30 protein-coding genes are annotated in these 23069 nt (G+C 36.6%); 8 read left to right on the plus strand and 22 right to left on the minus strand.

All coding sequences use genetic code 11. The features are described 5' to 3' along the window. Positions 1-2: 2 nt before the first annotated feature. The 6 genes from EAH55_RS30160 to EAH55_RS30185 form a co-directional block, all read right to left on the minus strand. Positions 3-374 carry a hypothetical protein gene (locus EAH55_RS30160; protein WP_121812966.1) on the minus strand — a complete coding sequence of 124 codons (372 nt, stop codon included), beginning with the start codon at positions 372-374 and terminating at the stop codon, positions 3-5. Further along, positions 359-1006 (minus strand): ParA family protein, encoded by a 648-nt coding sequence (locus EAH55_RS30165; RefSeq protein ID WP_121812967.1) that lies wholly within the window; start codon positions 1004-1006, stop codon positions 359-361. The genes EAH55_RS30160 and EAH55_RS30165 overlap by 16 nt, the downstream gene beginning before the upstream one ends. A gap of 9 nt (positions 1007-1015) precedes the next feature. Then, entirely contained in the window at positions 1016-2854 is a 1839-nt protein-coding gene (locus tag EAH55_RS30170; protein ID WP_121812968.1) for a relaxase/mobilization nuclease domain-containing protein, read from the minus strand. Beyond that, positions 2855-3253 carry a plasmid mobilization protein gene (locus EAH55_RS30175; protein ID WP_121812969.1) on the minus strand — a complete coding sequence of 133 codons (399 nt, stop codon included), beginning with the start codon at positions 3251-3253 and terminating at the stop codon, positions 2855-2857. It abuts the gene before it with no gap. A 1157-nt stretch (positions 3254-4410) separates the two neighbouring features. Further along, positions 4411-5343 carry a helix-turn-helix domain-containing protein gene (locus EAH55_RS30180; RefSeq protein WP_121812970.1) on the minus strand — a complete coding sequence of 311 codons (933 nt, stop codon included), beginning with the start codon at positions 5341-5343 and terminating at the stop codon, positions 4411-4413. Then, positions 5340-5927 carry a GNAT family N-acetyltransferase gene (locus tag EAH55_RS30185; protein ID WP_121812971.1) on the minus strand — a complete coding sequence of 196 codons (588 nt, stop codon included), beginning with the start codon at positions 5925-5927 and terminating at the stop codon, positions 5340-5342. The genes EAH55_RS30180 and EAH55_RS30185 overlap by 4 nt, the downstream gene beginning before the upstream one ends. A gap of 256 nt (positions 5928-6183) precedes the next feature. Between EAH55_RS30185 and EAH55_RS30190 the strand changes: the two genes are divergently transcribed. The 4 genes from EAH55_RS30190 (at position 6184) to EAH55_RS30205 (ending at position 8171) form a co-directional block, all read left to right on the plus strand. Next, positions 6184-6573, plus strand: a complete 390-nt coding sequence (locus EAH55_RS30190; RefSeq protein ID WP_162997111.1) for a helix-turn-helix domain-containing protein — start codon at positions 6184-6186, stop codon at positions 6571-6573. A 64-nt stretch (positions 6574-6637) separates the two neighbouring features. Continuing rightward, a complete protein-coding gene (locus EAH55_RS30195; RefSeq protein WP_121812973.1) occupies positions 6638-7381 on the plus strand; it encodes a ParA family protein in 744 nt (247 codons plus the stop codon). A gap of 4 nt (positions 7382-7385) precedes the next feature. Beyond that, on the plus strand, positions 7386-7652 hold the full coding sequence (locus tag EAH55_RS30200; RefSeq protein ID WP_121812974.1) for a hypothetical protein: 267 nt from the start codon (positions 7386-7388) through the stop codon (positions 7650-7652). 246 nt (positions 7653-7898) lie between these two features. Continuing rightward, on the plus strand, positions 7899-8171 hold the full coding sequence (locus EAH55_RS30205) for a hypothetical protein (RefSeq protein ID WP_121812975.1): 273 nt from the start codon (positions 7899-7901) through the stop codon (positions 8169-8171). Between the two features lie 2 nt (positions 8172-8173). Here the strand turns inward: EAH55_RS30205 and EAH55_RS30210 are convergent, their stop codons facing one another. From EAH55_RS30210 to EAH55_RS30235, 6 genes are read right to left on the minus strand one after another with little or no spacing between them, the layout of a single operon-like run. Further along, a complete protein-coding gene (locus tag EAH55_RS30210; RefSeq protein ID WP_121812976.1) occupies positions 8174-9055 on the minus strand; it encodes a restriction endonuclease in 882 nt (293 codons plus the stop codon). 3 nt (positions 9056-9058) lie between these two features. Next, complete coding sequence (locus tag EAH55_RS30215) at positions 9059-10957, minus strand: Z1 domain-containing protein (RefSeq protein WP_162997112.1); 1899 nt, start codon at positions 10955-10957, stop codon at positions 9059-9061. Position 10958: 1 nt separating this feature from the next. After that, positions 10959-11987, minus strand: coding sequence for a restriction endonuclease PLD domain-containing protein (locus tag EAH55_RS30220; RefSeq protein WP_121812978.1), 1029 nt, complete (start codon positions 11985-11987; stop codon positions 10959-10961). 5 nt (positions 11988-11992) lie between these two features. Then, entirely contained in the window at positions 11993-13087 is a 1095-nt protein-coding gene (locus EAH55_RS30225; RefSeq protein ID WP_208644988.1) for a DNA cytosine methyltransferase, read from the minus strand. A gap of 52 nt (positions 13088-13139) precedes the next feature. Then, positions 13140-13655, minus strand: a complete 516-nt coding sequence (locus EAH55_RS30230; protein WP_121812980.1) for a hypothetical protein — start codon at positions 13653-13655, stop codon at positions 13140-13142. Beyond that, positions 13652-14077, minus strand: coding sequence for a very short patch repair endonuclease (locus EAH55_RS30235; RefSeq protein WP_121812981.1), 426 nt, complete (start codon positions 14075-14077; stop codon positions 13652-13654). Before EAH55_RS30235 ends, EAH55_RS30230 begins: the two co-directional genes overlap by 4 nt. 68 nt (positions 14078-14145) lie before the next feature. Here EAH55_RS30235 and EAH55_RS30240 point away from each other — a divergent pair, with 68 nt between their 5' ends. Together EAH55_RS30240 and EAH55_RS30245 are read left to right on the plus strand one after the other, a co-directional pair. After that, positions 14146-14388: a hypothetical protein gene (locus EAH55_RS30240; RefSeq protein ID WP_121812982.1), complete on the plus strand. Its 243-nt coding sequence runs from the start codon at positions 14146-14148 to the stop codon at positions 14386-14388. A gap of 399 nt (positions 14389-14787) precedes the next feature. Further along, positions 14788-15066, plus strand: coding sequence for a hypothetical protein (locus tag EAH55_RS30245; protein ID WP_121812983.1), 279 nt, complete (start codon positions 14788-14790; stop codon positions 15064-15066). Between the two features lie 3 nt (positions 15067-15069). Here EAH55_RS30245 and EAH55_RS30250 read toward each other — a convergent pair whose 3' ends face one another. The 6 genes from EAH55_RS30250 to EAH55_RS30275 form a co-directional block, all read right to left on the minus strand. Beyond that, a complete protein-coding gene (locus EAH55_RS30250; protein ID WP_121812984.1) occupies positions 15070-15345 on the minus strand; it encodes a hypothetical protein in 276 nt (91 codons plus the stop codon). A 291-nt stretch (positions 15346-15636) separates the two neighbouring features. Then, positions 15637-16182 carry a hypothetical protein gene (locus EAH55_RS30255; protein WP_121812985.1) on the minus strand — a complete coding sequence of 182 codons (546 nt, stop codon included), beginning with the start codon at positions 16180-16182 and terminating at the stop codon, positions 15637-15639. A gap of 187 nt (positions 16183-16369) precedes the next feature. Continuing rightward, entirely contained in the window at positions 16370-16567 is a 198-nt protein-coding gene (locus EAH55_RS30260; RefSeq protein WP_121812986.1) for a hypothetical protein, read from the minus strand. 217 nt (positions 16568-16784) lie between these two features. Then, positions 16785-17342 carry a recombinase family protein gene (locus EAH55_RS30265; protein WP_121812987.1) on the minus strand — a complete coding sequence of 186 codons (558 nt, stop codon included), beginning with the start codon at positions 17340-17342 and terminating at the stop codon, positions 16785-16787. 13 nt (positions 17343-17355) lie between these two features. Continuing rightward, positions 17356-17553, minus strand: coding sequence for a hypothetical protein (locus EAH55_RS30270; protein ID WP_121812988.1), 198 nt, complete (start codon positions 17551-17553; stop codon positions 17356-17358). After that, a complete protein-coding gene (locus tag EAH55_RS30275; RefSeq protein WP_121812989.1) occupies positions 17550-18494 on the minus strand; it encodes a CHC2 zinc finger domain-containing protein in 945 nt (314 codons plus the stop codon). The genes EAH55_RS30270 and EAH55_RS30275 overlap by 4 nt, the downstream gene beginning before the upstream one ends. A 196-nt stretch (positions 18495-18690) precedes the next feature. On the opposite strand from EAH55_RS30275, the gene EAH55_RS30280 reads away from it, so the two are divergent. Beyond that, on the plus strand, positions 18691-18912 hold the full coding sequence (locus EAH55_RS30280) for a hypothetical protein (RefSeq protein ID WP_121812990.1): 222 nt from the start codon (positions 18691-18693) through the stop codon (positions 18910-18912). Between the two features lie 17 nt (positions 18913-18929). Here the strand turns inward: EAH55_RS30280 and EAH55_RS30285 are convergent, their stop codons facing one another. The 4 genes from EAH55_RS30285 to EAH55_RS30300 form a co-directional block, all read right to left on the minus strand. After that, positions 18930-19124: a hypothetical protein gene (locus tag EAH55_RS30285; RefSeq protein WP_121812991.1), complete on the minus strand. Its 195-nt coding sequence runs from the start codon at positions 19122-19124 to the stop codon at positions 18930-18932. 161 nt (positions 19125-19285) lie between these two features. Further along, positions 19286-20488 (minus strand): hypothetical protein, encoded by a 1203-nt coding sequence (locus tag EAH55_RS30290; RefSeq protein ID WP_121812992.1) that lies wholly within the window; start codon positions 20486-20488, stop codon positions 19286-19288. Positions 20489-20494: 6 nt separating this feature from the next. Then, a complete protein-coding gene (locus EAH55_RS30295) occupies positions 20495-21784 on the minus strand; it encodes a hypothetical protein (protein ID WP_121812993.1) in 1290 nt (429 codons plus the stop codon). 110 nt (positions 21785-21894) lie between these two features. Beyond that, a complete protein-coding gene (locus EAH55_RS30300; RefSeq protein ID WP_121812994.1) occupies positions 21895-22749 on the minus strand; it encodes a DUF72 domain-containing protein in 855 nt (284 codons plus the stop codon). Between the two features lie 58 nt (positions 22750-22807). Between EAH55_RS30300 and EAH55_RS30305 the strand changes: the two genes are divergently transcribed. Beyond that, the gene (locus EAH55_RS30305; protein ID WP_121812995.1) at positions 22808-23068 is read left to right on the plus strand and encodes a hypothetical protein; all 261 of its coding nucleotides are present in this window, start codon (positions 22808-22810) and stop codon (positions 23066-23068) included. Position 23069: the final 1 nt, after the last annotated feature.

The following is a 23069-nucleotide window of genomic DNA, read 5'->3' on the forward strand; positions in this document are numbered from 1 at the left end:
AGTTATATTTCTTTAAGTGAATTTTTAATTGCGTTCTTCATTAATGTTTTAATTTCGGGATGTGCTTCAAAAAAGTATTCAATTGAAAAATTGACAAACTGCACTACGTTGACTTTTAAAGCCGGTTGAAGCATATTAAGTATGGGCATATGTTTATCATCAAACCTGATTAACATTTTAGTTTGCCCGGAAACCTTTGCAGAGGTTATTTGCCCTATTAGATCGGTTAACTCGGCACGGCCATTTTCGGTAATTTCATCGACTGGGGGGCTGTTGGGTGCTGGCTGTTCAACATCTGTACCGGCTCCCCTGACTAAGCTTTGTTCTCTTTCTTTTCGTACACGCTCGGTTATTGATTTTATACCTTCTCCCATGACCGCGCATATTTATGTATGAACTCATTAAAAATCAAATCGAATACCGGAGACACAACCTGAATGATACTTGGCGGGGTTTCAAAAGTGGTTATGCGCTGGAAGTCTATCCTTTCAGGGATAGGCTTTGTAACTGCCCCAAAATTTGACAGTACCTTATTTACACTTTCAAGGGTTTCATATTTAACGTTAGTTTTGATACGGTTAGGTATAAAAATGATTTTTGCTTTTTCGTTAAGTGTACGTACCACTTCTGAAAAATCGATAGTCGCTCCTACTGAAAATTCATCATAGGCAAAAGGGCAGATTATCAGATCAACTCCTTGAAAAACAGGAATGAGGTGGTCATTTTCAATATTACCAGCCACATCCAAAATAGTAACCAGGTTTTCATTTTCCCTGACGATGGAATTTATAGTAGCAAACTGCTCCATTTCGGCTGCTTCGACTTCGTACAGGGGTTTATTCTCCAAAACTTGTGCAGCTTGAAATTTATTATAGATTGACCGTTGGTTGTCCATATCAAATAAAACAACCTCTTTATTCTGTACTAATGACAAGTAGTTTGCGAATAAAACGGCAAGGGTGGACTTACCCACTCCCCCCTTTTGGTTTGCGAATAGTGTTATCATAAAATTGATTTATCTGGTGTTAATTCTTGCTTTTTTCTCCCTGCGCCTGTTTCTGCCGTTGATTTGTTCATCGTCGATATCATCTGCGATACTTAACTCAAAACCTATAATAGCATCTAATAAGGCACTTTCTTGTTGATACAATGATTCACCGGATGAAGCTGCGCTCTGATCATTGACGTTTTGGGTTTGGAACCGGCTTGTTTCTGATCGTTCATCGGGCGCTGAAACCTCCCAGTCATTGCGCTTAACTAATTTATTTTCATAGTGTGTGGTTGCTCCTTCCGCATCTTTAACAGGAACTTGTATTTGCACCTCATTATAACCCTTGTAATTAAGTTGTACCAGTTCGCCAACTTTATAACCTGATTCCTGTATAGCGCGTTCCAGGTCTAATCCCCATACTATTCTTGGCTTTCCGTCCTGTTTTAGCAGTTCAATAAAATAACTTGGCTTTGCATCCTTTTCAAATTGATAGTTCGCGGCACCATGATTCTTTAGGATGCCCTTTAGTGAGTAGGCATTACTGGTATCGGTTTTAATAATTAGTTCTTTTTCTTTTTGCGGTAACCTTAAACCGGAACGCCTTGCCATTAACGCATAATCAGATGGGCTTAAAACCCGCTTTGCGTCAATCAGTATATTGTTGCTCCTATCCAAAATAAACAGTCCCTTGTTATCAGAATGAAGCTCCATTTTGTGGTAGCTAAGTCCTTCATTCAAAAAGTTGAACTCATGTAAGGATGATTTAAGTAAAACATTTATTAAGGCCAGCCTTTCGGCGGGTATGGTAGCAAAAGAAACCATACCTAAACTGCCACCAAAAATTTTTGTAGAGGCTTCCTTTTCTTTGAACCCATCAACTTTAAGGCGAATAGGCTCATTGGTTTTCGTTTGCCGTGTCTTAAGGAGCGTATTATCAATAAATTCTTTCAATGGCATAATTTCACTGCCTTTAAAAACAGAATTGCTTTTGTGATCTATGATAGTATAACCGTAAGGTGGTTTGCCGTCCTTCCCATGATATACAATGTCAATGTCAAACATCTGCTTAAGCAGTTTTGACAAATCGGATGTGTAACCGATAGGCTTTTTTAAATGGTCGAATTTGGACGGCTCATAAACTGTATTAACCGTAGCATCGGCGCGGCCCTTATATTTATTGATAATGGCTTTTAGTTGAAGCATCCGGCCATCGTCCTTTTTACTCTCTGCAATAAGTGAGTTAACCTTTTGCATCGGTATGATCTGCTGGATATCATCATACTTACGCAAGGTCATTCCGTTGTCGTTGTAAAAAACCGAATAACCTTGTTGCTCAAAAAGAAGTTTAAACTGGGCTACCGTCGAAATACTGTAATCAAAGGTTTTTTGTACCAGGTCGATTGTAGCGTATTTAATATCGTTATTGATAATTCTTTGCATGACCTCCATAGCGCGTTTATGCTCGAAAGAGTCATCAATCTTTGCACCATTATGATCTATCCGACTGCTGACAATATGGACGTGATTATTAGCCGTATCGTTATGAAATACGACCATATAAGGATTTTCGCCATAGCCCATTGCTTTCATAAAAGCATCGGCCATATCTGTTAACTGGCCTTTATCATACTCCCGGCCCTCTGCTGATAAAACCAGATGCATTTGTTTATCCCTTATCGAAGAATTAGTATTTGACCATGACCGTAAATAATTCTTGTATTCCTCCGGCATTACATTTGGAATACCTTGCAGATAACCGAAGTTTTCAGTTTTCATTAACTCTCCCTTATCCTTATCCATCTTGTTTGTATTATAGCTTACTCCATTAAAGGAACTGTTGCTATTCAGGAATTTCGCTACCATTTATTTTTTCATTACCCGATACATTTGCCTTAACACTTTATATAGTTCAGCTTCTTGGATTGAATGAAGGTCTAATAAGCTGTTATACTGGGAAACAACCTGTGGTGGCAAGTCTTGATTTTTAATTACTGTGTTGGCGTGTTTAGCCAACTGGTTTATATTACTGCCTATCTTACCTATTTCGGCACCAACTTTTGCAAGCTGTCTGATCACATCCTGTGTAACGATGTAATCCTGATTTTCTAAAACACGTTTTACAAAAAGGTCGGTGCGGTTTACTCCGATCTGCTTTTCTAACTCGATCAGCTTTTTATGCTGATCTTCTGTTAATCGTAAATGCGCTTGCTTGATTTTTTGGCCTTCATGCTTTGGCGGCCTGCCTCCTTTATTCCTTGCCATAGGCTTATGCAGTTGGTTTACGAAAAATGAGTTGCGAATTTTTCTCTACCCCTATTTTAAAATTTATGAGGTACGAATGAATTTTAGGATAGGCAAGAACGTGTTGTGTTTCGGGAACCCGTAGGGGTTTACGATACACATAAACACATCTTGCAGTAAGAAAAACAACATTTTTCTTGCTGCTTCCTAACCTAATCAAATGTCGTAAACGGGTTTACGCACATCATTTATTGATTCTAATTTTAGTCACACTCCATTAGGGGCCTGGCAAACTCAATATTCAATTATTTAAATATTTGAATAGCTATATATATGACTATGCAATAGCCGGCTATTGGAATATCTGTATATACAGATATTCAGATATATGGATATGGGATTGGTTTATTAATTGGATGGCCGATAGGGGTACGGCAAAAAGAAAAAGTTGAGGGATTGACCCTAAGTACAGGCAGTGGCTTTGACACCAGTAGTTAACTCATTAACGCTGCCTGTATATTAAGTCGGGAATACTCACGTAGGTAACTACATACCTGCCAAAACTGGCTGCCTATGGTTCATTAAAAACAGTCTTTTATCATTCACGATGAATAAAGAGTGAGTTCAACTGCACTTTAATTCTCGGCTCTGCACCGAAAACGCTTCTTCCCCCAATGTCAAAGACCTTGTTTGTTCCTATCTGAATATTTATCTAATCAGATATTCGGATATACAAATATACGGTTTTGCTATATTTTACAATGGTAATTTATCAAAACGCTATATTTATGAAACAACTAATTGTATATCAGAGTAATAAAATTATCTGATAAACAAGCTAAGCTTGAAAAAAGTTAGGGGTATTAAGGTTTTGGCCTTTTTTTTGATGCCCGTATACAAGCGATGACAGCAATTAATACATAGTAGACTAATACTGTCACTACCGGAATGTAAGGCTCCATTTATGTTTTTCAAGAATAGATATAACAAATATGGGGCTTCAAAAAGAGGATGTAAATACGTAGAAACTACTATTCTGCGGGTAAAAAAGTAGCGTTTTGTGTACTACGTGATTATACGTATTTACTCATAAATTGCTGATTTATAAGGGGCAAAAAAAATACGTATAATTGACTATGCAACTATACGTATATACGACTATTCAGATATTTAAATATTTAGGATTTTCCTTTAAGTAAATTTACAAGCTCTAACTTGTTTTTAGCACCGGTCTTTAAAAACATATTTTGTACGTGCGTGGTAACTGTTCGTTCCTGGATAAATAACCGCTCGGCCACTACACGGTATTTCAAACCATCTGCGATAAGTGCTGCAACCTCAATTTCTCTCGGGCTTAAATTAAATGCCTGGCAATTCCGTAAAAATAAATCCTCTTTAACTTCACTATCGGTTACAGTAGTAAGTAAAGTTTGTAAGCGTATATTGTTTTCTCGTGTTTCTTTAATTGCTTGTAATATAAAGACACCGGTAATCACAAGAAATCCTCCGTTCATCACTAATACTTCGGGTATTTGGCTTACCCTGAAATAAGATAAAATTGGCATAGAAACCCAAGGCGCTATTGAGATTAAACTCAAATACATTTCCTTACTATCTGTTTCATTCTGATCTGCTTTTTCTTTGATGGAGCGATACATCGCGATAACACAAATCACTGCGTACACGCATGGTATGATTACACCATGTTTTATAGCCCTGTCTATATTATGATTGATTAAGTAATCAAGCCCAAAAAACAATGAGAATGGAGCCAATAGGAATAACAATACTCCATATCTCGCATGAAATTTCAACCTTTCCAAGTTAAACGCCTTATAAAAATAGTAAGGCAGGAAACAGGCTAAAACAACACCACTTCCCCAGGCAAGTGCATTCTGCACCATTAGGGGGACGCTGGTATTATTGGGGTCGGGATATAAACCACCAAATACATTATAGATAAGGTATAGTATTAATAGAATAATGTAATATTTCCGTTTTTTCTCAAAGGGCCTTTGCAGAAAAAACAACAACTGGTAGAGTAACATTATTGCCTCAAAAATTATGAAGATAAATGTTACAAGCTCCATGTCTGTATTAAAGACTTTCATACGATTGGTATCTCGTCACCCCTCCGAAGCATAAACAGTTTATAACCAAAATCCAATTCGTTATAAATAGAAAATCCAAATTTTTGATACCAGGGGATGTTTTTTGTTGTGGATGTTTCTAAATAAATCGGCCTTTGTTGCGCCTGGCTATCTTTAATTATGTCCGTAAGGAGCTTGCTGCCTATGCCCTGGCCCTGATCATTGTTCATGACCCCCAGGAACCATAGGTAATAGATTGGTTCTTTTGGGTAATTGCTCTTAATCGAACTTTCCCGGCTCATGGCCTTACCTGCACGGGATATACCAATGGCTTTAATTACCAACTCGATATCCAGTAAGGTTGCCTTAATTGAGAAGGTCTTTTTATCAGGGTAAAGTACTAACGCACACGCCTTTTTATCGTCGGATAAATAGACTGCACCGTGCATAAAGCATATTTCAAACGAATAATCCATGAGCGCTTTAATACGCTCCTGGCGTTTCTCGTCCTGCTTAACGATGTAATTTACACTTAGGTTGTTTTCAAATGAATTTGTGAGAATGTTTATCACTAATGCTTTAAGGTTTCTGTCGGCTTTAATCATAGGTTAAATGATTTGTTTCAATATTAGTTATTAATTATATATTATTTACTTTAACATACATTAACCAATACGGACAGGGTTGGTTTACAGCTATAAAAAAATGTAGATACTTTTATATCTTTACACACCGCTTACAAATCTCCCGATTGTGAAGGAATAAAGCAGGTCTTGTCGGAACGGTACCTAATTACGGTTTTGCTATATTTAAACAGATATTGAATGGTTAAGGTTTATGGGTATTAATGAGAATGAGCAATTGAGGCTAATAAGGAAAGCCTTAAATTATAGTCAAAAAGATTTTGCGGATTCTCTTGGCCTTACACAAGGTGGTTACTCGGATATTGAAAGAGGAAAAAACGGAATATCAAAACCGGTTAAGTTGATGTTGATCAATGTTCACAAGGTTAATCTTTCATTTTTAGAAAACAACCGAGGTGAAATGTTTTATATTGAAACCCCTCCCGATCAGCCCGAAGCGGTTAGTTCAACATCCGACCCTAACGATTCGTCCGATACAAAGGACAGGGTTATAGAACTACTTAAGGCAGATATCAAAAGATTAAATGCCGAACGTGCATTATATATTGAATTGCTACATTCAAAAGATAAAATCATAACTGCACTTGAACGGCAATTAAAAAATTAATATATTTATATCAAGATATCAATATATAAAGATATTTACGTATCATTGTATAAAGAATTTTGATATGAAAACCATTGCTATACTTAACCACAAAGGGGGCACGGGCAAAACCACATCCGCTGCAAATATTGGTGCCGGGCTTGCACTTCAAAAAAAGAAAACGCTTTTAATCGACATTGATCCGCAAACTAATTTAACAGAAGGCTTCGGCATAAAGGATGTTAAGTCATCCATCTACAATAGTATCAGGGACGGTGCGGACTTGCCAATCGTAAAAATCAATGAATATTTAGACCTCGTGCCATCCTCGTTAGAATTGGTGGGAGCCGAACTTGAACTTGTGTCAAGAATGGCGCGGGAAAGTATTTTAAAAAACCTGCTTAAGAAACTAAAGGCGAAATATGATTACGTGGTGATCGATTGCCCTCCGGCCTTGGGAATGCTTACTATTAATGCCCTCGTGCCTGCTGATACTGTATTGATACCACTTGAAGCCGAATTTTATGCATATAGGGGGATAGATAGAATGGTTGCTATAATATCAGATGTAAGAGCGCATTACAATGAAAACTTGACTATTGGAGGGGTATTTATAACAAAATGCAACCCTAAAAGACTTTTAACAGAACATATCACCGAAAGCGTACAGAAACATTTTGGGGACAAGCTGCTATCAACAAAAATAAGGGTAAATGTTGCCCTGGCGGAAGCGCCGACCCAAGGAAAAGATATTTTTAGATATGCACCAACATCAAACGGAGCAATAGATTACGAAAACTTAGTAAAAGAAATTTTAACAAAAATATAAGGTTATGGCAAAGAAGAATTTTGGAAACATCGAAGAAAATCAGAAAAACCTTACCGGTGCGAATGCTTTGTTTTCACCACCCAGTGATGATGCAAAAACAGCAAAAAGAAAAACCGAAGCTGAGACAGAGGAAGGTGAAGAAATTACAGCTTACCCGTTAAGGATGAAGAAGGACTGGCTAAAAGCGTTAAAAATAATGAGTGCAAACCGGGGCGAAAGTGTAAAAAACCTGATTTTACAAGCTATAGCGGATAAGTATAAGCTTTCGTGACTATCTATAAAGATGCCCAGTAGTGTGCATCTTTATAATATATTTTGCTATCAATAAGCAAAGTCCGGAAGATCTTATTGTGATAAAAATGCTATCATATTTCCGATCTGCAGAGGTCTAACGGTTAATTTTTTGCTATCATTTAAACATTAGAAACAAAATAGGACTATAAAAATCAAAGTATTATAGTCGAGTTGTGACTTATAGTCTACAAGTTCAAAGAACTAAAAAATATATATTTGAGTTATGCAGGATATCATAATTACTCCCACCGCTATAGGTCAAATTTGCAAAATTGAAAATCTTTTTGAAGATGAAAATCCAAATGACGTTTATATCGTTACGGAAGATCCAACGCCGTTTGACCTCGAAGATTCTATATACGTTACCAATTTAAGCGATTTACAAAAGAACCTGCATGCGCCATTATTTACCCCTCAACATGCTGTTGCAAAAGGGGATTTAAATGTTATAGCAGATAGCTTAGAGGGATATATAAACTCATTCAATCACAAATAATATTAAAGTAAATCAAACCAACCGTTTTCTATAACAACATGTTCAACTAATTCAGTTTTTACACCTAATTCTAATTCTTTTAGTTTATCACATAAAAGATTACCATCGATTAGATCAATAGGAAATGCACCTTCTCTTGTGGCCTCTTTGCGAGCATCACGGGTAAATGTTCCGGTCGTAATGAATATTCCTTTGTCGGTTCTACCCTGCATAGCTCCTCTAAAATCTCTTACTTGACTTGGAGTTATCGAGCCTTTATATCTTTTACATTGAAAAATTACATGGAAGGAGAGAAATCCACTTATTCTTACTATGCCCTTACCATCAATTCCACCATCACCAGTTTTTCCTGTAACTTCAACTTGAATAAACCCACTTTCGCGTAACATCTGTTGAGCAAGTCGTTCAAAAGAATCCGGGCGAATTGTATAAAGTTTTTTAATTAAAATTTCTTTCCAATCTGCATTTTCATCATCCGCTCCCTCAACAGAATTTGCAAAGGTTTCATCAATAGGCAAATCTTTAAGTTTATCTGTAGTTGTTCTTCTATTTCTATCGAATTTTTTTTGATTTTCATCAATGTCCAAATCATCAATGTTGATGTTTGGGTTTGTTAATGTCCATACACCCCTTGATGAATTTTCTAATAAACCTTGTAATCGCAAACGGGTTCTCGCCCAAGCTAATCTATAATCTATTTGTGTTCTGCCGTCTTTAGAATGTGGGATGTTTAATATTTCTTCGGGCAGCTTAGTTAAATCATAAACCTTATCATTTATCTCTTGAATGTTGCCTGAACCGCCCAAGCTCAACAATGCTTGAACAGTCGGTTTTACTAATTCATTGACTTGGGGTACCCCTAAAATTTTCTTTTTTGCTGGCATAATTTATATATCAATAGTATCATATATACAAACCCCATCAGGTAACCTGATATTTGGTATATAAAAAGGCGCACCTAACCAGCCTTTATCTGTTGAACCATTAACCTTATATAAGGTTAAAACGACCCAATTTTTAAGTCCATCGCCTATTCTTCTATCTGTCGGAGAAAGAAGCGTACCTGTGCCTTTACCAATATCCCTGCCTTTCCTAACAATTAGAGCGAACCGCGTGGTGGGTCGCTTAGTAGCCAGGGTGCTTACTGTGTTTATATACTTTTGATTATCCCAATCCTCATTAGCTTCGTCACCGACATATTTAAGCAATTCGGCAAGTACACTTGAATTAACCACATGATAATGCTCTTTTTCATCATAATCATCTACAAGGTTATCTACAATGGAGCCATTATCTTGCCTTGGGTATGATGAAAAGAAATTAACCCCTCCCATTATTAAATTAAGGGCCTTATTGTCAAGTACATTTTTACGGGTTGGCTGAACACCTTTAGGGTAAAATAATTGAATATCTTTTACATCAGCATGGGTAATCTGATTAATAAGCAGCTTGTTTGATATATTCAATTCACTAAACAGATTGTAAAGCGAGGGTGGCAAAAATATTCTTAATAACCCCCTGTCTCTATCATATCCAAACATACGAGCATGTTGCCAAAAAGTATCGGCCTGTGGGGTTTTCGCTTTTCGGCAATAATATACAGTTTGAAGCTTAGGAAAAGTAACACCGCGACCGAGGCTGTTGCCACCGACAATAATGTTATAGCCAACTTGATAATTAATAGATATTGCGCTTGTCGAGTTCATCGTCATTACTGTGATCAACTCATTCTCAAGCAGGTAAGCAACGGCTTCGAATACATCTTCAAAACTTTCAATATCGGGCTTGGTTGTTCTTAAATCATTCCAAACAGCTTCAAGCTGCGGTCTGATAAAGCTTTCGGTATCATCTGTTACTGCTAAAAGAAACTCGTTTAAGTGTTCACCAAGAACATTTGAAAAAGTTAAATGGTCATTAATTTTTACGCTTGGGTGCACAAGAAAATTGCAGGTGTTTACGCCTTTTATGTGGTAGTGGGCACAAACTATGAGATATGAAAAAAGCGCGACTTTTAACCCTTCCGGTATATAGCCTTCTTCATTTTTGATTGCGCCGAGTTCATCTTCATCGGTAAATTGAATACAATAGGGTTTTGGTTGGGCATATATAAAATCCCCTCCGATATATTCGCTTCCTGGCTTAAAATAATAAATAAAAGCGGGCTTCCATCCCGAAATATTGCTTTGAAGCAATATCGCCTGGGGGGTAGCCGTAACTTCTAAATATAGGCTACTTGCGGAAAGTTCCTTTAATGCGCCAAGGTGCTTATTTATGGTACTTACCTTATCTTTATTAACCAACGTGTTAAGACTGGCTGCATCAGCCTCATCGTCGATAATTACTATTGGCCTACCTGAGCAATACCCTGACGATGCAAAAGTATTACGCCACCTTTTTAAAACGCTACTGTTTTTTTTGAGGACAACAATGAGAGGTTTTACCAGCCTGTCGCTTAGAAAGGGAACGTCATCGTCCTCTCCATAAACGTTAAAAGTTGGTAGTGATGCTTCGGTTCTTTCCTTAGTTTGCTTTTGAAGATAAATGTTATCCGTTGTAAGAAGAACAAAAAGTTCAAATCCCCTATCTGCCAAATTGGTTACAACACCAAGCAATTGCCCTGTCTTTCCGCTTTGTACATTGCCTAAAAGCAATCCTGTTATATGTGATCTGTAATCAAACCGATCTTCAATAAGCTGATAAACCGACCTGCTGGTTTCCTCGACTGTGTCTCTAAGCGAAGAAGATTGTAGACCAATGATCGATAGATAAGTTTGTAAATGATTCATTTTACTGGGCATAATCAAGATACCAAATATTTGGTTCTGTAGTTGCAGTCAAGCGCATAAAGCTTCGGCCATATTTAGCAATGACCTCATTCGTTACTTGTCCTCCCATTCTCAAAGCTCCGCTGTTTTCAAGACGTCCCTTAATCCATTTCCCTAATACTTTTAAATCGTCTTTTGATCTAAGATTTTTATAGTTGGAGCCGTTGGTGGTACATCGAAAAGACCAACCATCATCGGTAAAGACGGTAAAGGTTTCTCCGCGGGGATAACCTGGCTGCTTAAAAATAGTGGAAGAAACTATAATTTCTACCTCATACCATGATCGAGGCTTAACATACCTGCCGTTGTCCCTGCCTTTTCCGAAATAACAATTTAAATTACTTTTTTCTTCGGATTTTATTTCGATATCAAAATAAGTAGAAGTCCTTTTGTCTTTTATATCCTCCAAATCGCTGCTATCAACCTTCTCAACAGCTAAATTATTATCCAACAGCTTGTTGAACTTTAGGAAATCAGTGATAGTAACACTGCGTAATGGTGCCCCTATTCGATTTATTATTTCTTTAACCGATGTATGAATTACAATAGAATCATCTCCTTTTAAGAGAAAATCTGTTTCATACTGTTTAGTAACATTATCAAACAAACTTCCAAGATTGGAAGATCCTATAATTGCAGTTTTAGTGGCATCCTGCATGATAAAAGAATACATTTTACCATGAAATTTAAGAGTGTCGGCAATATAGACACCTCCCAAATTGTTACTAATCAAATAATCATTCAATATACATGCAGCGTCATACTGATTTTCAGTAAAACCATCAAAGTAATGCATACCTATTAAAAGCTCCAAAGTTGGCCTTTTGTTAAGCTCTATTACTCGTTTCAAATCCATTAAAGAATCTGACGAGATATAGCCACTCGCTATTTTTAAATCTGCACAATCTCTTAAAGCAGTTTCAAAATAACTTCGCGAGGTATTAAAATCAGGAAAAAAGGCTGGTTGAAAATTTGATAATAGTAATTCCATTAAAATTAAACTGCTATACTTAGATCAAGGCGCTCTTTTAATGTCATACTTTGAAACTCTGCACTTTTCTTTTCAAGATCAGCATGATGGTAATTACCCGTAAACAACGGTAGCAAAGATTTAGCTAAAGCAAATACCCCATTTGGCGGCACTGCGTTTCCTATTTGCTTTCTAACATCTGCTACAGTTCCTTTAAATATAAAGTCATCCGGGAATGATTGCAAGCGTGCGCGTTCGCGGTTCGTTAATGCACGCGGTTCCGGCCAGTGGTAGCCGTGGGTTCCCCCGCCACCGGCGGCGATTATAGTCTTTGATGGTTCATCTAATTTAAGCCGCCTATAAACGTGACTAATCATGCCTTTAACATATAGAGGGTGCTCTTTAGGAATACTTGTAAAGTTGCCTCCTTCGGGAATGAGTTTTAATAATTCCTTAGTTCGCTCGGCTATATTCATGTGTTCATTATTAAAGGGGATATCATTAGCATTTGCAATAGCTTCCCCGGCAGTTACGTAAGGATATTGTCCTTTAGGGCCGTGTGTCGGTGCTGGATGGGTAAAGTTAAATCCTGTATCTATACGAACGCCTACTATTAGTACCCGTTCGCGGAACTGTGGTACTCCATAATCTGCAAAATTATAAAGCTTAGGCGTGACAATATAGCCAGGCATAATGCTTTCAAAATCTTTAATAATTTGCTGAATAGCTTTTTTATTGTTTGCCGTTAACAGCCCTTTAACGTTCTCTGCGATAAAAACCTTTGGCTTTTTTGCATCAACAAAACGCAAAAAGCTTTTATAAAGATTCCCACGCTTGCCGTTAAGGCCCGGTTGTTTCCAAATCATCGAAAAATCCTGGCAAGGAAACCCGCCTAAAATTAAATCACAATCCGGGATAGATTTATCTTTATAGGGATCAATTTGTTCAATATCGCCTTCCACAATTATTCCATTGCCGAAATATGAACTAAATGTTTCACAAGCAAAATGTTCAAAATCGTTAGCCCATACCGTTTGATAACCTGCTTTATGAAAGCCAAGGTCAAGGCCACCGCAACCTGAAAACAATGAAATAATTTTAGGTTTTTCTTGTGTCATCATGTATCTTATTTTAATCAAAAGTACTAATATAATTAGCACTAAAAACAGTAAGTCAGTATAAACTTAATTCATTAATCGGTAATAGTTCGTGAAAAGTTTTAAACACCCCTAAATGGCTCTTCTCGTCCAAAGGGGAAAGTAACTTGCTGTCAATGAATTGAATTAGTTTTTGCCGGTTCATAAACCCTAAAATATCACATGTTCGGTTTTCCAGGTTAACCAATATAAATACTGCGATATCAAATTCCCTCTTAGGTATTTTAGGGGTTTCTCCAAAGCCAAAGGCAACAACGATTATCTTTTGGGAATTTAAATTAAAGGCTGGGGTATAATTCCGGTCAGCTTCTTTCCGGCCCGCATCAATGTGCGGCGTTCCCAAAAACCTTTCCAGGGCTATTTCACCATAAGAGCGTACCAAAAAATTATTAAAATATACCTGCCCTTCAAACCGGTCGCGTAAATGATTTATATTTTTAATGCCTAAGTTTTTTAACGCTAAACTTTTTAACCACTCGTATTTAACATATTCAACCTTTACTTTAAAAGTGCTTTTGCTTTCTAAATTCATTCATCAGTATTTTTTATGGTAGCTGCAAGGTTTTGTAGGGTGTCTTCAATTTTACCCTTTTTTAAATCACACTCCCATACTTCTAAAACACGCCAACCTAATCCTGTCAATTTTTCTGCGGCCTCTTTGTCGCGAGTAATGTTCCTCTCTATCTTTGGCAGCCAGTACCCTTCATTGCTTTTCGGTACAACGAAATATCTGCAATCTTTATGTCCGTGCCAAAAACATCCTTGTACAAATATCGCGGTTTTATATTTGGGTAAAATCAAATCAGGTTTTCCGGGAAGTTCCTTTACGTTCAGACGATATCTAAACCCGCGCGAAAATAAATATCTACGCACCTTAAGTTCCGGTTTAGTATTCTTACTGCGGATTTTGGACATATTAAAGCTGCGTGTTTCCTTTGAATGAGTATCCGCCATTACCGGTAAAATTTGTTTAAAAGTTAATTTTTATTCTTGATATTTCTGAATAATTCGTATTTTTAAATATGAATTTTTGGGCTAACACACGTTACGATTATCAGTCTTTAACGACACTTTCAGAAGATAAATTGCTCTTGTTGGTTAATGGCATGAGCCGTGAGGATATTATTGAATGGCTCGCCTGGAACGACCCAAACGGTATTTATCACGACGAGCAATCCTTAAAAGAATTTGGCAATAAAATGTCTCGTAGTGAAGGCTTAGAAATACTTCTTAGACAAGTTGAGGAAAATCGGGTACCTGTTTAATTCTTGAAACTTTACAAGAGAAACCTTTATCATACTCACACCTTCCTTTATTCTTAACTGATACCACAAATGGGGCTATGCTATCATAATTATATGCGATGCCTGGTAATAAAAATAGTTTTTGCTATCATTTTGGCTGCCGATCTGACCTGATCAGCGGGCGCTCCTGTATTGATATGCTATCATTTATCATGTTGTAATCTGATATAAATAAAAAGCCGTCCAAACTTGCTTCAGACGGCTTTTAACCTAAACCTTATCACAATAAACTGGTAAGGTATACCAGTTGATTATTTTTATAGAAGCAAATATAGTGGCTTTATCGGCAAAACAAAGTAGTGAGATAATTACGGCAGCTTTTTTGTTAGTTAAATAAGTTAAAGTTCAAATAACACTGATATGGGATATTTTACAACGCCGGTTGTTCTTGATATTGACACACCCGAAGGCAACAGAAAGACTATAACTATAGTTCCTGATTATGTAGAAAGTGAAAAGCGTTTTACAGGGGCTTATGAAATTTGGGAAGAAGATAGAAGTCACGGATATATCGCTTTTGATGATGCCCACGAGCATTGGGAACATAGCGATATGGATTTGTCATATTCAGAAATTGTGCAGCTTGCTTCCTTTATTAAAGATCACGAAGATGCAGATTTAGACGGAGTAGAGTTTTGAGCGTTATTCTTCGGTTCGCAACTCGATGTCGGGATAATCCAATAAATTGGCAGCATACCATAATATGGACATTTCAATATCCATTTGCTCCTGACCGGAATATCCTACCGTTTGAAATATTAACGGGTCGCCGTGATCATCACCATAATATTGTACCTCGTTTGCGTCAAACGAAAATTCGTCAAACATTGCAAAAACTTCAATAGATAAGTTTTTACTGGCGTTTATAATAATATCACGTTTGGGGTTGGTATCTAATACCTCAACTATACAATTCATTTTTTAAGGAATTAAGGGTAATTATTAATATAACAGGTTACAAAAGCTAAGGTTGGATATAAGGGCACAAAGTTTTTATATGTATAATACAGCAAAAAGAAAATGATAGCAATGTAGTCGCTGATCAATCGACCGGCCAATGAATAATGCTATCATAGTTTTAACCAGGTAAAAGCTCCAGCTGATTAAAATGATAGCAATGCAATAGTCGCAGCCTGGCTGCAGCCAGTATTTTTGCTAACCAAGATACACCAAAGTGTTTATGACCATAAAGACCAAATAATAGGTCTGCTATATATTATTTTTAGAATAATCATTTAAAAGCTCTATTGCTTGCTGAATTTGCAATTCGCTTAACTTACCAGTGGTACAATCTTCCTCGATAAGTCTGCGTATTCGGTCTTTACCGTCCTGATTATGTTCTATTAAATCAAAAACGCAAATCATTTCACCGGCAGTAAGAGTGGGGTTTAAATACCCGGCTTCGGCTAAAGCGGTTACCCTTTCATTAAGCTGGTTTTTTTCGCGTTGTTTTTGGTAGAAGTTTGACAAAAGCTGCAAAAGAAAATTCTTTTTAATGTAGATATGGTTGGATTCAGCAAAGTCACTTAAATATTCAATTGCTTGTTCAATTTGTCCTTTCGTTAAATCAGTTGTGTATTTCCCGTTTAACAGACTATCTAACCTCGTTTTGCCGTCAGGGTTTTGCTCGACTAACTTAAAGACATTGATCATTTCATAAGCGGTAAGATTCCTACGTAAAAAATGAGCCACAAATATTTTAAGCACCATTTCGGTAATGGATTGTTTTTCGGTTTGTTCTTGGTATTCTATCATGCCGGGAAACTAAAAACTAATAAATAATTAAAATTACGGGTTCCCGTATTTAGATCGTTCGCGACAAAAAATTATACTGCTATCAAAATTCCATGCAGCGCCTGGTAGCCGGTCTCAAAAATGCTATCACTTGTAACACTGATCTGGCCGGGCCTGGGCATGCTCCGGCGAATAATTGATAGCATTTTCAAATGATATCTTCTTTTATATTTTCAATCTTGTTTTCATTTAACCACTTTTCAAAAGCCTTTGGCTCATTGGTTGTATAGTGAATTATACGTCCATCTTTGAGCATAAGCGTAAAAAGCTCATTTGATGGTTTAAATTTCTTAATGTTTGATGCCGATTCCTTAAAATCAGCAAAAGGGCTTTCTGTCTTTTTCATAGGTTTAGGGTTGATTAAAGTTATTCTTTTTGCCGGTTAATTCAAGTTGCTTTCAGTATATGAAAATGCTATCAAAATAATTAAACTTGAAGATCTCTTGGTTGACCATTTGCTATCAAAACCGGTTTCAGATCTTGCGGCCGGCACAAAGTTTTGCTATCATTCTATAAATTGTTTTGTTTAAGGAAGGACGGCGCCTCAATTCGTGTGATAGCATTTAATGATAATTGATATACTTATAAACGGTGCTATTGCTTTTTATATCAAGCGTTTTCCTGATCTCCGCTATACTAACCTTTGCTGCGTATAGCTTTTTCACCTTCTTCATCTTGCTTTCTGCATCAGGGCTTAAACCTTTGGGACGGCCCCCTACCCTGCCACGTTCTTTAGCAGCCCTTAAACCGGCTACAGTCCGTTCGATCTGAACGGTTCGTTCATTTTCAGCAAGGATGGCATTTAGGCTAAACCAAATCTTACCCATCGGTGTAGCTGTATCGATACCTTCACTGATCGAGATAAAACGGATATCTTTTTCCTTGAACTCGGTCATTAGTTTGATTAGTTCCCAGGCTGTACGGCCTAATCTGTCGATCTTCCACACAACAACCGTATCACCACTTCTAAGTTGTGTATAAAGGGCTTCCCATTCCTTTCTAAACTTAACCCCACTTTCCTTTTCAAAGAATACTTTATCACATTTATAATTGTTTAAAGCATCATCTTGCAGGTGCAAATTTTGATCTTTTTTTGAAACCCTTTTATAGCCAAAAATCATATAGTAAGCCGCTTTATTTTATTAATGATTTGTACTCCTGCTCTAATTCCCGAATATAATCATTCAAACACTTTTGCAATCCAAAAACCAAAGCTGTGATAAGTAATACGCCGATGGCGGCCGTTAAGATTACATCTGTGAGTGTTGCTTGATGGGCGGGCTGTTTCATTCCAGTCCCGTACAACGCCGCTAAAATATCTGCATCCATCATCTTTTCATTTTATACTCGCCGCGCTGCGCCATTAAAAAATCGTTAATATCATTCAATCCTTTTTCAGCGTAGAAGGAACTCTGGTCGGTGGCACCTTTAATAAGCTTGATAGCTTTTTGGGTTGCATGCTTGCCCCCTACTCCATCACGGCCATTATCAAAATACGTATGAACTGGTATGCCTTTTTCAATGGATTTGGTATTAATTTTCTCGCAAAGCAACTCTGTAAGGTTACCGGTTCCATTAAGCAAAATGGCATTGAAACTTTCATCAGGAAATAAATGCCTATAGCTGGCAAAGTCCATAGAACCTTCAAATAATTTTATGCTTTGCGGTTGGCTCCCCACCGTGAAAGTGGAGATTCCACCGCCCTTCAAATTGCCTTTATACACGCTCGACCGAACGGCGTAACCGTTATTGGCGTTTTGAAAACCAATTGCAAAAAAGTGATCTTTTCCGGTTGACCAGTGAACTTCCTTTGCTACTCCCTCCACATCTTTAATTCCTAAACCCCGGCTATGCAAATAATTTATTAAAGCGGGATGCTGCACCGTGTCGAGTACTTTTTTTATTTCAATGTCCAGTTCTGTTTCGCCGTTTTTTTTAAAGAAGGCGTGATACCCATCGGCAATGATATCCGTGCTATTGGATAACCGCTTAATAGCTTCAACAAATGTCTTATTTTCAAATTTTTGTACAGCCTTTATTATATCGCCACCTTCACCAAGGGCATGATCGTACCAAAGATTATCCTTGTCTTTTATACTGATTGAACCCGTTTTTTGGTGGTCAAAGCCAAAAAAGTACTCCTTCCCTTTTTTGCCCTCGTAACGTAATGTGCCGATATTTTCTAAGGTGAAAAAGTAATCCAGCAAGGACATTTCGGATTTAATTCTTGCAGCTTCTGCGGTTAACGCGGCATAATCATTTTTGGCATTCATAAGTTTACAATTAAAGGTAATAATTAATTAATAATGTGTAATCGGTTTTGTGTAATAGTTTTGTGTAATGGTTTTGGCACAAAAAAACCGACTTTTAATCGGTTCCGGCAGATTACATTAAAACGTTCGTTTTTGTGTAATGGGTAATAAACAATTCAGATAGCGTTAGTTAGCACCACAATGAATATATTTGATTATGGCAGAAATAGTAGAAGTAGTTCATCTTGAACAATTAAACCGGATATTAGACTATATCGGTATTGTGCTTAGAAAAAGAGTTGAAAATGGGCACCAGGTGCAATTTTCGTATGAGAATATCACTAATCATATAGAAGGCCTCGACGAAGATCCCTTTAGAAATGGCATTGATGCTTTACTTGAAGTATATAAACCGGGATTTCTAAAATTTGATATTTAACCTGTAGGGCCAGGGAATTAAGATGGTAGCCTATTACGCTTAATTCGGATTTGTCTTTTTCGCTCTGCATCAGCCAATCTTAGCTCTTCTCTATCCTCATCTGATAAGCTTTCTAAATATTTTTCATGTTCATCCCACTTTGCTTGTTGTTCTTCTTGCTTTTGCCACTCGCGATCAGCTTTTTCAAACAGGTAATCTTCTTCATTTTTCATATATACAATCTTTTAAAGTTTTTATTTATTTATAAGATACTGACTGACAAAAAAAGGCGGGTTCAATCCGATTACTCGCTAACAAAAACCAAATCCGGTTTACTTTTAGCTCTAAAGCTCCTCACTCGTGAAACCATTAGGCTTATCGGAAACTTCAGTACTTAACAATTCTCATATTTTACAATTACTTCAAAAATTAATTTTTCAAACTCAATATTCAAATTGCGTAATAAGTCGTCGATATCAGCAAATTGACCGCTAAGATTGTGATAGTCGTGCACAATTTTATTCCGTAAAGCATAGACATGTTCAGTTAAGGTTTCACAATTTTTCTCCGGCAGCAATGTTTTACTTAAGGATTCCAACTTGGGAAAATCAGAAATTTCAAGCTTGCATTTTTCATTGAATAACTTGTTTATCCTGGTATCTTCTTTCTTTATATCAATGGCAGCATTAATATCTTTATTTATCAAAGTTACGTTATCCATGACGCTTCTAAATGAGGTCGCGGACATCGTATTTATCATTAAGGCTGACATCTTAGAACTAAAAGGAGCTTTATTTTTAAAGTACTCAATGGCAATCTTATCAATCAACAATTCAATAACCTGATATAATAAAATGAATTTGGATAATGGAGGAATTGCAGCTTTCAATGTGCTCTCGAAAAGCTGAGATATGTATTTTTCTTCAATTAAACCATTGTCAATACTCTTTAGTTTGATACTGTCAAAAAGACTATACGAGTAAAGCAACGTCTCATTTAGTGGTATACTTACAATTTCAATTTCAGAATAATCGGTCTCTTTTATAATTGGGGCATATCCTAATTTATAAAGCTGCGGATAATAAATCTGTAGGTCGAAAACTGATAGCTGATCCTTAGTATCATGATATAATAATACTACCGTTTCATCATCATAAAAATCTTGAATTTTTAGCGAACTGGGGTCAAACAGATTATTTACCTCATTAATCTTGTTAATGACAAGATCTGCGCTGAGTAAATGGTAATAACTAATATGCAAAAAGCGATAAAAAAAGTCGGATTCTTTGGAATCGCCTATTGGTGGTAAAATTGAAGAATTGGAAAAGATCGAAATGGGAAAAATGATTCCTTTTCTTTGGTTATTAATTTCAACATTGAAACAATTATCGTCTTTTGATCCGAACCGGTTTTTTAATAAAAATATCTTACATGAAGAAAAATCCTCCTTCGGCCTTACAAGCGGTAAAGGATACTTAATAATAAATGTGTCCCCCGCATCATTGATTAACGTCCCTTCACCTGCCGTTGACGCATCCCAGTTTTTTAAAGTAATTTCAAAATGGGCTTTTGAATTATCAGTTAAAACTAAACCCATAAAAGTTTACACGGTTTTTCGGTAAGCTGAATCAACAGCATTCTCAAATATTAAATATGAATCTTGATCATTTTCGTTGAATAGTGATATAAAGAAAAACTTAAAAAAGGTACGTTGGCTCTCGCCAATTTTCTTAGATTCTTTTCTTATTTGCTCTAATCTTACAACCAAGGTATCAAACGCCTCTTTAGAGCTTGTTGCAAATTTAATTTCTGTTATAAAGCCGTGCAAATTGACAATATCGGATATCACGTCCTTTTGCTTTAAAAAGCTCAATGCAGCACCTAATCCAGTAAAAATTTGAGCCTTTAAAAAAATATCTTGTGCTGTTCGGCCGAAAGGTGAAAGACGTGTTTCTTTTCCATTATCATCTACCTTTTGAACTGGGAAAAAAGAAAGATTTTCTTCTGTTAAGGTTTCATAATTTAACTCCCAATTATTAGACTTTTTAACAAGTTCTGTCAATAATTTATGATAAGTGATTGTAAATGAATCAAAAATGTCTCCGGTATTTTTTTCAGAGGAAAGTTTTTTCAGGGTTTTGATGTAGTTCAAAAGATCAAATCTATCTAAAGAAAATTCAGAACCATCAATAAACGATGTTACACCTTCAACAACATCACTAAATTTGTATTGACCTAACTTCGGTGGTCTGCTTTCTGAGGCATCCCTGGTTAAAACTATTCCGTCTTTTTCCTTAATGTAATAGTCCGAATATAATATTTCTATTTGGTGTCTTAATGACATCGGTGTTTGCCCAGTATTAAGAGTTAACATCCTATAAAGGATTCCAAACCTACTAACATTTAAATAAACCTCTACTCGAATATTTCTTTCATGTAAATCATTTAGGATAGCTAAATCATTGGTAATTTGTTCAGCATCTTTACCTTCTTTATTCTTTAAATCATTAGACAAATCAATTAATGTATTAGTCCTTTGAAGGCCATCTAATATTTTTATAGATTCAGAGCGTTCGCTAATGTTTTCCTTTACTTTCTTATAATCGGGTTCATGGATATCAAATACCGCTTCTGATTGATCGTCTAAAGCAAGTACAATTGATGGTATTAGACATCCATTTTTTAAGTCCTCTTTTAGCAGTGCATACACGGTTGATGGATTTCCTACCCTCTTTCTTTGCAGCTCATTATTGTTTTTGATGGTGTTTGCTATTTCAAGGTAGTCTTTGACTTTTAAGATCGCCAAAATATTTAACGCTTCTATTTTAGAATCATAGTTATGATCTTTGATGGTGAGCGAATCAAGGGTAGGTGTCTTTTGCGTTATATCCATAAAGGAATTATTATCGAATCGATGCTTTTTTATGAAGCTAATTTAGAACTTTAGTCAATGTATAAAAATAAATATTAATGCGGTATTTAATAAGCTATGACCGCAGGTATTTAAAGTCCGAGCTTACGGATCATATACTCGCAAAGTTCGGGTTCAAAATGAGGTTCGGGATGGTTGATAAAAAAGCCTAACGATCTTAGTCCCGCGCTTTTCCAATAATCGATTTTTTCACACCAAAAATCCAACCTGCGTTTATCTACCGTTGGATTTCCCGATGGCGAAAACCTTACAAAAGCATGTGGCGTAGTGAGGTTCATGTGTAGTACGTCTCGTCTACCCGGCGTATCAGTAATAGCAAAACCTATATCTTTAGCCTTAAATATTTCAATGACTTTTGTTAATATATCTTGTTCAAACCAGGCTTTGTTTCTCAATTCAACGAATAAATCAAAATGCTCCGGAAGCGCAACTAAATAGTCCTCTAAATGAGCGATATTTTTAGGCGAAAAATGTTCTCCTAACTGCAAAAGTGAAGGCCCCAACTTTTTACCGAAAGCGGTTAAACTGTTTATATGTTCAATGGTTATGGCCTCCGCATTTCTAAGGCGGCGAATATGACTAATGCTTTGGGGCATTAACGGATAAAAAAGAAAATCAGGGTTAGCTATAGTCTGTGCTTCTAAGGCGGCAATCTTCTCTACTGTGCAAACTTGGTAAAAAGTATCTCTTAATTCTATGCTATTAAAATGCTTTACGTATTCATTCAAAAAGTCCTTTTCCGTAATCTTAGAGGGATAAAAATTCCCTATCCATGTTTTATGTCCCCGCCTGCCACATCCTATATAAATTTTCGTAGGTATTGCCACCTCTGAACTGGCTAAGACGTTTAGTGTGCCTTGGGGGTCACTTGGCAGGGAAAAGTCAATATCAGAAAGCTGATTAGGGTCGAGACGTCCAAATTCCATAAGAGGCAAAATAAACAAATCACGTTATATTGCTGTATTATAAAGTAAAATATAGCTCATGCATAAAATAGTTGGTATCAACCTTAACGGAACGGTTAAAAATGTAACAATCATTCCCGAACATTGGAATCACGGGCAAACCGGATTCGAGAATGCCGATGTATACCTTATAATAGAGAGCGACACGGAAAAACACCTCGCCAGCCTCTGTTTTACAGAAGATAAGTCGGATTGGGAAATGAACAGTGATCTTGATCTCGATACGGAGTATGAAATTGTTAATTTCATCAAATCACAATCGCCATTGACTTCATTATAAT

Origin of the sequence: Mucilaginibacter kameinonensis, assembly GCF_003675385.1 — a bacterium.
GTDB classification, from domain to species: Bacteria; Bacteroidota; Bacteroidia; order Sphingobacteriales; family Sphingobacteriaceae; genus Mucilaginibacter; species Mucilaginibacter kameinonensis.